Source organism: Paraburkholderia sp. GAS448 (assembly GCF_050435685.1).
In the GTDB taxonomy this organism is placed as follows: Bacteria; Pseudomonadota; Gammaproteobacteria; order Burkholderiales; family Burkholderiaceae; genus Paraburkholderia.
On record NZ_JBNDKT010000056.1, the window covers coordinates 25,861 to 33,447 of the forward strand.

Below are 7,587 nucleotides of genomic sequence, written 5' to 3' on the forward strand. Positions count from 1 at the left end.
CAGGCATAAGCGGGAATGCGGCAATTGGCACGAAAGGAACCTTTCGACAATCACTCGCGCCCGTTACCGCAGCACGGTTCGCCATTGCATGAGATTCACGCGCTGCAATCCGGGGATCAACATGTCAGTCCATCCAGCCTTCTTCCGGTCTTCCGTGAGCTCGCTTCCCGTTTATCCGGCAAATCCGTCAGACGAAATCGTGGCATGCCCGCCCTGGTCAGCTGTCGCGACTCCCCCTCATATTTTCGATCTCTTCGCCCAATCGAGCAGAACGACTGCCGCCAGTGCCGGCGGCCTGGGGATCGGACTCGCCGTCGTGAAGGCAATTGCCGCCGCCCATGGCGGAACCGCTTCGGCCAGCAGCTCCGGCGCAGGATCTGGCAGTCAATTCCTGCTCCGTCTGCCCGTTATTGCGGTGCGGCAAAACGTTCGCTACGCGTGACGTTCTGAACGCAGCGCGCGCCATGGCGCAGGCGCGTTGCCGCTCATCCGGAAGCGCAGCGGCCGTGCACAGAAGGCGTTTTCCGGAGCGTGTTACACAGGATCGTCATCTGTCTGCGCGTCCCGGCGGACTATAATCCAAGGCAGACACACCAGATCGGAATCAGGAGGGCGCTGCTGCACGGGACCATGCAGCGGCGCCCTTTCGGTTCGACTGACGCGACTGCGCACCGCTTTTTTTAAGCCTGATACTATGAAGAGCGATGCCGCGACACCGTTGCGCAGTGTTCAGGCAGGACCTCCGGGAGCGGCACATGACAAACGCGCAGGATCCGAAAAAAAATCATCTACTCGCGGCTGTGCCAGATGCAGAGTGGGCGCGTCTTGCGCCGTATCTGGTCCGGGTCGATATGTCTCTCGGGCAGGTCGTGTACGAATCTGGCGACCGGCTCGATCACGTCTATTTTCCGACTACGTCGATCGTCTCGCTGCTCTATGTCATGGAAGACGGTGCATCGGCTGAAATCGCGATCGTCGGCAATGAGGGGCTGATTGGCATTGCACTCTTCATGGGCGGCGAAACCACGCCAAGTCGGGCCATTGTGCAGAGCGCGGGCGAATCGTACCGGCTCGATGCCAGGATCCTGAAAGAGGAATTTCACCGGGCAGGCCCGGTTCAACGTCTGTTGCTGCGCTATACCCAGGCGCTGATCACGCAGATGGCCCAGACCGCCGTTTGCAACCGTCATCACAGCATCGACCAGCAACTTTGTCGCTGGCTGCTGCTGAGCATCGATCGACTGCCGTCAAATGAACTGAAGATGACGCAGGAACTGATCGCCAACATGCTTGGCGTGCGTCGATCCGGGGTCACCGAAGCGGCATTGAAACTGCAGGACGCGGGGTTGATCCGCTACAGTCATGGCCATATCGAAGTCTTGGATCGCCCGGGCCTCGAGAAGCGTGTCTGCGAGTGCTACAGCGTGGTGAGACGGGAATTCGACCGTCTGTTGCCGGCCCTGAAGGCGTTGTAGGCAGCGCGGCATTCCGCGCCAGAAGGCCCCGGACTAAACCTCGATGATCACCTTGAGCGCCTGTGTCTCTGCTGCGTGCGCAACGGTCTCGTAAGCATTCAGGATGTCGTCGAGCCTGAAGCGATGCGTAATCAGCAGCGCGGCGTCGAGCCTGTCAGCGCGCAGGCTTCTGAGCAGCATGGGTGTGCTGACCGTGTCGACCAGTCGTGTGGTGATGGTAATGTTTCGATCCCAGACGCTCCAGATGCAGATCCACCTTCGTTCCGTGCACGCCAACGTTGGCAATCGTGCCGCCCGGGGCGACCAGCTCCGCACATAGTTCAAAGGTAGCTTCACGCGCTTTACGGACCGGGAACGTGTACCGGCGATTCAGGCCGCGATGCCGGTACGTTCTCCGACTTCTCTGCCCAGTACCCTTTCTTGCCATAAAACGCGTAGAGTTCCGTCTCGTAGTCGCGGACTACCGGGACGCTGCTGTCATAGGCCGGACTATCCTTGATGGCGTCGCGGGTAAGCTCTGTAGAGACGGTGGTTTCGTACCAGTCGATCAGGAAAATCCAGTCGGTTGCGATCAGCACTTCTTTTGCTGCTGGCCACCAGTTTCGCGTATCCACGACCAGATAGCGCATGGTCCAGGTCTCATCGTCGAAAATGAATCCGGACACGTGACCGAAAACGCCATCGGAAGCCTCGATGTGATAGCCGTCCACGGCGTCCGTACTGCGCAGATGGCTATCCCCTGGGGGCTTGTCCGCGTACAGCGCAAGCTGCTCGCGCGTATCCGTTGAAACATCCGGCAGCAACGCGGGACCGAATGCGGGGTAGCTGCTCATCCCCCACACTCCCAGGCCACCCCAATAGTTCGGGTACCCGTAGTAGCGAAGGTATTCCGCTTCATGCTGGCGTGACACAGGTTTGTGCGTGTCGATGGCCGGACTGTCGCTGACCTGCTGACGCGTCAGATCGACATGCACGCTCGTCGCGCCCGGATCCGTGTGCCTGACTGAGTACGGTGAGATCAACACGCGCCGCTCACTGATCCAGTTTCCCGTCTTGACGACGAGATAGCGAATACCCCACGCTTCGTCATCGAAGTAGACTTCCTCGATGCTGCCTATTTCGCCATCGCTGGCGGCGACGGTGCATCCCTTGAGACTCTCGATGGTTCGCAACATGGTTCGATACTCCTGCCGCTGCCAGCACGGCATCAATGAAGATGGCCTCCGAACAGCCCCAGCAGCCCGATGACAATCAGATAGATTGCAACGATGTAGTTCAACAGGCGCGGCACCACCAGAATCAGAATGCCAGCGATCAGTGATACCAGTGGGCCTGCGTTCGTCAGATAGTGCATGATTTTTCTCGTCAATACCGAAACGGTAAGTAAGCATTCGAGGCGCGACGGCCCTGTTCGCTAGAGCGGGTTGAGCCGGGTCACCTTCGTGCCGTCGACAGTCGCGCCTGCCATCAAGCCACCGTTCGTCAGCACGAATGCGTCGACCTGCCCCGTCGCGGTGCCCGTGTCGACATTGCCGTTCGCACCGATCTTCAGTACCGCCACCGATGCGTCGCCACCGGCTGACCAGCCCTCGCTATTACGGAATCGATCGAGTGCGCTCTCAGTCATGAACAGAAAGACGATTGCCTTGGATTGCGCGCCGACCTGTAGCCCGACGGACGCCGTTACGGTGCTGTAGTACCCCACCGACCGGCCGCCGACGCGCAACGCGCCTTCGCCATACTGTCCGCCCAGACCGAAGCCCGCATCGAGGACCGACGGGAAGATCAGCATGCCGCGAGATTGGCCGACCAGTTCGCGCGAGCCGGGAGCAACGTTGTAAAGGCGCGCGAGGGTTGAGTCGGCACCTGCATCGATGATGTGGCGCTTTTCCGTCTGACGGGCCATCGTATCTGGCGCATTGCTGGTCGTCGTGCAGCCGGATAGCGCAAGGCTGATCGCGAGGATCGAGCCTGGCGCGCCCCACATGAACGTTCGTCGTAGCACCGCCGTCTCCCGTCTTTTTCCGATGTTTCCAACGCTACGCCCAATCCGGCCCCGATGCGGTACGACAGCGTACAGACAGGCGATCGCATTCTTCGTAATCTGGAGCCTGATGACCGGCAAAGTGATTTGCCAGGCTCCTGGCTTCGCGGCTGTGCAGATGGAAGTCAATCAGGCCGGGGATTGCGGAGTGATTCGAGCGCGTTTGCACGAACGCTCAAAAGGAACCGATATGACCATGGGAACCCTGATACTGATCGTCATTGCCGTCCTGCTGGTGGCAGCGTTGCCGCGCTGGCCTCATAGCCGGAGTTGGGGTTACTTCCCGAGCAGCATGCTCGGCGTGATCGTGATAGCCGTACTTGTCATGGTACTGATGGGGAAGATGTAGAGCCCGTATTTGGCCGCCAATGCAGCCCGTGGCAAGCGCAACAACTTGAAAGGAACGACATGACCTACGCGATGTGGGGTATTTCGACCGCGATGGCGTTGATGTTCGCCATCGCGTTCTACTGGTATCGACAGAGCCTCGTGCGAAAGCAGGAGGTCCGCTGGCTGGGTGAACATCACGTATTGGACAGGCTGCGTGAGCGGCTTGGACTGTAGCCACAGACGCACCCTCCGGTGAGAAACCGGAGGTACCTTGGGTTTTCGCGAAGTTTTTACAGGGAGGAGACTGTGTCCTGTCAAGCGTTCGAAATGGACCTCGCTCACCTTGAGCGCATTGTCCCGCAACTCGTTGCGACAAGCCCCCTTGGCCTCGAGTATTGGCGCGGTCGGATTACTTCCCTGAAATCAATGCAGGAGCTAGATCCCAACTGTATCAAGCGGGTAACGCGCCTGCTCAGACTGGTCGACCAGATCGAAGGCCAGTCGGAATCGCGTGCAAACGCCGTTCGAGGCGGCGTTTGAGTCGCTTACCTGCCCGAACAAACACGCGCAGTTGCGGGTCTGACTACCCGCTATATGTTCCACCCGTCTGGTGTTCTCGTTGAAGACTTCAAAGACTTGTATGTTCGCCGGGATCGCGTATGGGCGGGCCGCTATTCACCATCAACGGAGCTGTGTGCATACCAGCGTTCGTGTGCCTTTAACGGCGCCATCTTTTTCGGAGTACAAGATCATGACCATCCCCACCATCGAGTACAAGGGATACGTATTGAGTGCCTATTCAACCCAGGTATTTCCGCCGCACCGCGATCCATACGCCAAAGGTCCGCGCCGCTTCTCATCAGTCGTCAGGATTGACGCGCCGCTGTCTTCCGGCGTCGAACCACAGCGCTATGCAACGCAGTATGTCGGCGCTGATCCCACGCAATCCGTCGATGCACTCAGCCGCGCGATGCAATTTGGCAAGGACATTATTGACGACAAGATCCACGTGAAGGAACTTTGAGGCGCCTCCCAGAGGCCTGCGATCGAGCGAGACAGGATTTTGAATGTTCGGATTTCTGCGCAGCTACTTTTCCAACGACCTGGCGATTGATCTCGGCACTTCGAACACACTGATCTACATGCGCGGCAAAGGCATCGTCCTGGACGAACCTTCGGTCGTGTCGATTCGTCAGGAAGGCGGCCCGAGCGGAAAAAAGACCATTCTGGCAGTTGGCAAGGACGCCAAGGAGATGCTCGGCAAGGTGCCGGGCAACATTGAAGCCATCCGCCCGATGAAGGACGGTGTGATCGCCGACTTCAACATCACCCAGCAGATGATCAAGCAGTTCATCCGGATGGTGCACGCACCGCGTATATTTGCGCCGTCGCCGCGCATCATCATCTGCGTGCCGTGCGGGTCCACTCAGGTCGAAAGGCGTGCAATCAAGGAAGCCGCGCATAGTGCGGGCGCGGCGCAGGTCTACCTGATCGAAGAGCCCATGGCCGCCGCGACCGGCGCAGGCCTGCCCGTGTCCGAAGCGATTGGCTCGATGATCGTCGATATCGGCGGCGGCACCACAGAAGTGGGTGTCATTTCGCTCGGCGGCATCGTGTACAAAGGCTCCGTGCGCGTCGGCGGCGACAAGTTCGACGAAGCCATTGTCAACTATCTCCGCCGCAACTATGGGATGCTGATCGGCGAACAAACCGCCGAAGCCATCAAGAAGGAAATCGGCTCCGCTTTCCCGGGCTCGGAAGTCAAGGAAATGGAAGTGAAGGGTCGCAACATGTCGGAAGGCATTCCACGCAGCTTCACGGTATCCAGCAATGAGATTCTCGAAGCCCTCACCGATCCGCTGAACCAGATCGTATCGGCGGTCAAGATCGCGCTCGAGCAAACGCCGCCAGAGCTCGGCGCCGATATCGCCGAGCGCGGCATCATGCTCGCGGGCGGCGGAGCACTGCTACGCGATCTCGATCGGCTGCTCGCCGAGGAGACCGGTCTACCCGTGTTCGTTGCCGAAGACCCGCTGACCTGCGTCGTGCGCGGCTCGGGCATGGCGCTCGAACGCATGGACAAATTCGGCAGCGTCTTCGCCTACGAATGAGCGTGGTGGCGCGGTCGCAAGGTACGGTCTCTGCGGTGGCCAGACCTGGTCAATTTATATTTCCGTTACCCAGCCTTCCTTGAGATGCTATGGACCGGGGGTGCAGCGCGGAGCGCAGGTCGCGCAGTCGCTCTTGCCGATCTCCGGCGAGGGATCTTGCCGCGATGATGGGCGCTATCTGCGGTAATCGAAGACCGCTACCGTACAGACTTTTCCTGTAGCACGTGAGAACGTGTAGTGCGAAAGAATCTTTTTCACCGCTACCATGACAAACGCCGTTCTCAACACGCTGCTAACCGTGCTTACCGCCATCAGTGCCGGACTCGCTCCCGCACCGTCCTACGCCTACGCACTCGATCCGCAACTCGACTGTAAATCGAGTGCGCACGCTTTCATCGCCCCACTCCTGGACGACCAGTACATCGATCCGAGTCCGATGCGCGTCGAAGCGAACTCGGTCAACGCTTTTCGACCGACGCACAGCGGCACCCTGACGGCATTTGGCTTTCGCGTCTACGCGGTTCTTGGGTATGAACACGACGATGCGATCTTCAAAAGCGGGAGCGGCGAGGCCATCCCCGACTCGTCCTATGGCGCGATAGTAGTCGGCCCAGCGGAGTCGGTCGAAGCGCGCGTACGCGAGGCCGGCAGCGACGCGGTCGTCCACCAGGTAGTCCCCCTGTTGATCACGGCCATTTTCTGCGAGGGGCCGCACCCCGCGATACAACCGGACAACGCGCAGGCGTCTGCGTTGAACGACAGAAAGAAGTAAAGGAAAGTCATGAAGAAGCGAAACCTCACATGGACGGTGATCGTCCTGTCTCTGATTTCCGGCCTGGGCGCGTGCATCCTGGTTCCTGTCGGCGGCTATGGCTATAGCGGCGACAACCACCAGGGTGGCGAATATCACCAAAGCGGTAACTACGAACATGAAGGCCGCAATCATTACTAGACCGCGCACCGCAACGCACCTCACAGGAGACACACCAGATTCAGGATGTCGTATCCAGGGTCGATTGATCGGCAATCAACGAACTCCTGACACAACGCGCAACCTCCCCTGTCAGGAGACGAAATGAAACACCTCTTTGTCCGACCTTATCCGGGCCTCATTGCGGGCCTGTTCCTGTTCACGGCCTTCACCTGCCCGGCGCCCCCCCGTGCACGCTCAGCCCGTCGAAACAGGGCCGCTCGGCATCAATGGTTCTCTGATTGTCCAGGGCGGTGAGCGGCTCGCTAAGTGTGGCAGGGGATATTTTCGTTCGCGGTCCACTTACGGCGGCATGGCTCAAACAACTTCCCCCGAATGACCCCGCATTGCGCAGGCGCGGGGGAGGAAAGACAGTTCGTGGTCCGCTCACAGTGCATGGCCCGCTGATCGTACATGGCAACCTTGAAGTAAGCGGCCCGCTCACTGTCGATGGACCTGCCGGTGCCGTGGGAAATACCGATGCCGACGGCCCGATTGTCGAGCGTCACCAGGCGCCTTGGGTTGCACGGCGCGCCGACGCCAACCCAATAGCCGACAAATTCGCGCAGCCCCCGCGCGGATAGAAGGACGATTGTCCGATACCGTACCGGCTGCATCGAAAGCACCAACGATTTCGAAGTCGTGGGCGAAGGCGGG

12 protein-coding genes and 1 pseudogene are annotated in these 7,587 nt (G+C 59.6%); 8 read left to right on the plus strand and 5 right to left on the minus strand.

The features are described from left to right. Positions 1 to 121 precede the first annotated feature (121 nt). On the plus strand, positions 122 to 442 hold the full coding sequence (locus P3T23_RS43250) for an ATP-binding protein (protein WP_429322183.1): 321 nt from the start codon (positions 122 to 124) through the stop codon (positions 440 to 442). A 313-nt stretch (positions 443 to 755) separates the two neighbouring features. Next, positions 756 to 1,475 carry a Crp/Fnr family transcriptional regulator gene (locus tag P3T23_RS43255; protein WP_429322184.1) on the plus strand — a complete coding sequence of 240 codons (720 nt, stop codon included), beginning with the start codon at positions 756 to 758 and terminating at the stop codon, positions 1,473 to 1,475. 33 nt (positions 1,476 to 1,508) lie between these two features. Here the strand turns inward: P3T23_RS43255 and P3T23_RS43260 are convergent. From P3T23_RS43260 to P3T23_RS43275, 4 genes and pseudogenes are all read right to left on the minus strand, one after another. Next, positions 1,509 to 1,806, minus strand: a pseudogene (locus P3T23_RS43260) (alcohol dehydrogenase); the annotation flags it as partial. Positions 1,807 to 1,816: 10 nt separating this feature from the next. Continuing rightward, entirely contained in the window at positions 1,817 to 2,650 is an 834-nt protein-coding gene (locus P3T23_RS43265; protein WP_429322185.1) for a PRC-barrel domain-containing protein, read from the minus strand. Between the two features lie 32 nt (positions 2,651 to 2,682). Then, a complete protein-coding gene (locus P3T23_RS43270) occupies positions 2,683 to 2,829 on the minus strand; it encodes a DUF3096 domain-containing protein (protein ID WP_429322186.1) in 147 nt (48 codons plus the stop codon). A gap of 60 nt (positions 2,830 to 2,889) precedes the next feature. After that, a complete protein-coding gene (locus tag P3T23_RS43275) occupies positions 2,890 to 3,480 on the minus strand; it encodes a BPSL1445 family SYLF domain-containing lipoprotein (RefSeq protein WP_429322187.1) in 591 nt (196 codons plus the stop codon). A gap of 235 nt (positions 3,481 to 3,715) precedes the next feature. Here P3T23_RS43275 and P3T23_RS43280 point away from each other — a divergent pair, with 235 nt between their 5' ends. The 6 genes from P3T23_RS43280 (at position 3,716) to P3T23_RS43305 (ending at position 6,912) form a co-directional block, all read left to right on the plus strand. Beyond that, positions 3,716 to 3,868, plus strand: a complete 153-nt coding sequence (locus tag P3T23_RS43280) for a DUF3309 domain-containing protein (RefSeq protein WP_429322195.1) — start codon at positions 3,716 to 3,718, stop codon at positions 3,866 to 3,868. A 59-nt stretch (positions 3,869 to 3,927) separates the two neighbouring features. After that, positions 3,928 to 4,083, plus strand: a complete 156-nt coding sequence (locus P3T23_RS43285) for a hypothetical protein (RefSeq protein ID WP_429322188.1) — start codon at positions 3,928 to 3,930, stop codon at positions 4,081 to 4,083. Between the two features lie 517 nt (positions 4,084 to 4,600). Then, the gene (locus tag P3T23_RS43290) at positions 4,601 to 4,873 is read left to right on the plus strand and encodes a hypothetical protein (protein WP_429322189.1); all 273 of its coding nucleotides are present in this window, start codon (positions 4,601 to 4,603) and stop codon (positions 4,871 to 4,873) included. 43 nt (positions 4,874 to 4,916) lie between these two features. Beyond that, entirely contained in the window at positions 4,917 to 5,960 is a 1,044-nt protein-coding gene (locus tag P3T23_RS43295; RefSeq protein ID WP_429322190.1) for a rod shape-determining protein, read from the plus strand. 265 nt (positions 5,961 to 6,225) lie between these two features. Further along, entirely contained in the window at positions 6,226 to 6,732 is a 507-nt protein-coding gene (locus P3T23_RS43300; RefSeq protein WP_429322191.1) for a hypothetical protein, read from the plus strand. A gap of 9 nt (positions 6,733 to 6,741) precedes the next feature. Next, a complete protein-coding gene (locus P3T23_RS43305) occupies positions 6,742 to 6,912 on the plus strand; it encodes a hypothetical protein (protein ID WP_429322192.1) in 171 nt (56 codons plus the stop codon). A gap of 284 nt (positions 6,913 to 7,196) precedes the next feature. Here the strand turns inward: P3T23_RS43305 and P3T23_RS43310 are convergent. Further along, positions 7,197 to 7,587: hypothetical protein (locus tag P3T23_RS43310; RefSeq protein WP_429322193.1), on the minus strand; the 391-nt coding region annotated here is incomplete at its 5' end.

What these genes read in the sequence shown, in the direction of transcription:
- P3T23_RS43250 (WP_429322183.1), top strand. Translation starts at nt 122, where the DNA reads ATGTCAGTCCATCCAGCCTTCTTCCGGTCTTCCGTGAGCTCGCTTCCC.
- P3T23_RS43255 (WP_429322184.1), top strand. Translation starts at nt 756, where the DNA reads ATGACAAACGCGCAGGATCCGAAAAAAAATCATCTACTCGCGGCTGTG.
- P3T23_RS43265 (WP_429322185.1), bottom strand. Translation starts at nt 2,650, where the DNA reads ATGTTGCGAACCATCGAGAGTCTCAAGGGATGCACCGTCGCCGCCAGC.
- P3T23_RS43270 (WP_429322186.1), bottom strand. Translation starts at nt 2,829, where the DNA reads ATGCACTATCTGACGAACGCAGGCCCACTGGTATCACTGATCGCTGGC.
- P3T23_RS43280 (WP_429322195.1), top strand. Translation starts at nt 3,716, where the DNA reads ATGGGAACCCTGATACTGATCGTCATTGCCGTCCTGCTGGTGGCAGCG.
- P3T23_RS43285 (WP_429322188.1), top strand. Translation starts at nt 3,928, where the DNA reads ATGACCTACGCGATGTGGGGTATTTCGACCGCGATGGCGTTGATGTTC.
- P3T23_RS43290 (WP_429322189.1), top strand. Translation starts at nt 4,601, where the DNA reads ATGACCATCCCCACCATCGAGTACAAGGGATACGTATTGAGTGCCTAT.
- P3T23_RS43295 (WP_429322190.1), top strand. Translation starts at nt 4,917, where the DNA reads ATGTTCGGATTTCTGCGCAGCTACTTTTCCAACGACCTGGCGATTGAT.
- P3T23_RS43300 (WP_429322191.1), top strand. Translation starts at nt 6,226, where the DNA reads ATGACAAACGCCGTTCTCAACACGCTGCTAACCGTGCTTACCGCCATC.
- P3T23_RS43305 (WP_429322192.1), top strand. Translation starts at nt 6,742, where the DNA reads ATGAAGAAGCGAAACCTCACATGGACGGTGATCGTCCTGTCTCTGATT.